General features: G+C 75.1%; 1 protein-coding gene and 1 pseudogene. One reads left to right on the top strand and one right to left on the bottom strand.

Features of this window, described 5'->3' with window-relative positions:
* Nucleotides 1-120 precede the first annotated feature (120 nt).
* Nucleotides 121-1,389, bottom strand: a complete 1,269-nt coding sequence (locus ACYVE9_RS25385; RefSeq protein WP_461030229.1) for a deoxyguanosinetriphosphate triphosphohydrolase — start codon at nt 1,387-1,389, stop codon at nt 121-123.
* Nucleotides 1,390-1,543: 154 nt separating this feature from the next.
* On the opposite strand from ACYVE9_RS25385, the pseudogene ACYVE9_RS25380 reads away from it, so the two are divergent.
* Nucleotides 1,544-1,772, top strand: a pseudogene (locus ACYVE9_RS25380) (nitrite reductase); the annotation flags it as partial.

Raw genomic sequence — 1,772 nt, 5'->3', positions numbered from 1 at the left:
CCGCGGGGCCCTGTCCGCCCGCCCTGGCTGCCGCCGGCGCCGGCCCGTGCCGAGGGCTTCAGCGGCCGGTGCGGTCGGTGACCAGTGGCCCCGTGACGGCAAGGTCAGTGGCCGGTGCGGTCAGTGGCCGGTGGGGCGGGTGAGTCGGGCGTGCAGGGAGCGGGCGGAGGCGTCGGTGAGGCTGGCGATGTGGTCGACGACGGCCCGGACCCTCGCGGCGTCGTCGTCCGCCTGCGCGTAGAGGGCGCGGAACTGCGGGTCGAGGCCCTCCGGCGCGCGCAGGATCAGGGCCTGGGCCAGCTCCGACAGCACGATGCGCTGGTCGGCGCGCAGGCGTTCCTGGTCGTCCCGCTGGATCACGTAGCGGTGCGCGACGGCCTTGAGCACCGCGCACTCCAGCCGGGCGGCCCGGGGCACGACCAGGTTCGCCTGGTAGCGGGTGAGCGGCCCGGTCCCGTACGCCGCGCGGGTGGCCGCCTCGGCCGCGAGGCAGAACCTGCCGATGAGCTGGCTGGAGGCGTCCTTGAGCCGGGCCTGGGCGGTGGCCGTGCCGTCGTACCCGTGCGGCCACCACTCCTCGTCGAGCAGCCGGTCGAGTGCCTCGCCCAGTTCCGCCTGCTCGGTCCCCTCCGGCGCGTAGCGGTCGGCGGCGAGAGCGAAGATCTCGGTGCGCTCGGTGTCGGCGAGCAGCACGTTCGGGTCGAGGTGCCCGGCGTGCAGACCGTCCTCGACGTCGTGCACCGAGTAGGCGACGTCGTCCGACCAGTCCATGACCTGCGCCTCGAAGCACTGCTGTTCGGCGGGCGCGCCGCGGCGGTACCACTCGAACACCGGCAGGTCGTCGGCGTACACGCCGAACTTCTGCGACTTCGGGTCGGTGGGGTGCTCACCCTGCGGCCAGGGGTACTTGGTGGCGGCGTCCAGGGCGGCCCTGGTCAGGTTGAGCCCCACCGGCCGGCCGTCCGCGGTGAAGCGTTTCGGCTCGAGGCGGGCGAGCAGCCGCAGCGACTGCGCGTTGCCCTCGAAGCCGCCGCAGGGTTCGGCGATCTCCGAGAGCACCTGCTCCCCGTTGTGGCCGAAGGGCGGATGGCCGAGGTCGTGGGCGAGGCAGGCGACCTCCACCAGGTCCGGGTCGCAGCCCAGCGCCGCTCCCAGCTCCCGGCCCACCTGTGCGCACTCCAGGGAGTGGGTCAGGCGGGTGCGCGGCGTCGCGTCCCAGGCCGGGGCGCTCGATCCGGGGGTGACCACCTGCGTCTTTCCCGCGAGGCGCCGCAGCGCGGCGGAGTGCAGCACCCGCGCCCGGTCACGCTGGAAGGCGGTGCGGCCCGGCCGCTTGTCCGGCTCGGGCTCCCATCGTTCGATGTCGGTGCTGTCGTATGTGCCGTGCATGCCTCGACCGTATCCGGCGCCACGGGCCCGGTGCCGCGTCGACCACCGCAGCCGCGGGCGCTCACCGTCCGCCGGGCGCCCGTCGGAGCGGGGGTTACCACGGCCGTAACCCGGTGGGGCGGGCGAGGAAACACCCGCGACGCACGATGGCCCCATGAACGTGACAGCGACACCAGCCGCGGTGGACCCGGTGGACACCCACTGCCCGTACTGCTCGTTGCAGTGCGGCATGGCGCTGCGGCCCGTGGCCGGCCCCTCCGGGGTGGAGGTGGCCGAGCGGCCGGCGTTCCCGGTGAACCGGGGGGCGCTGTGCGGCAAGGGACGCACCGCTCCGGAGGTGCTGCGCTCCGGCGCCCGGCTCACCGGCCCGCTGGTCCGCCGGC

The organism is Streptomyces sparsus (assembly GCF_054776295.1).
This window is presented reverse-complemented; position numbering and strand designations above follow the sequence as displayed.

Coding starts and splice junctions, on each gene's coding strand:
- ACYVE9_RS25385 (WP_461030229.1), bottom strand. CDS start 1,389: ATGCACGGCACATACGACAGCACCGACATCGAACGATGGGAGCCCGAG.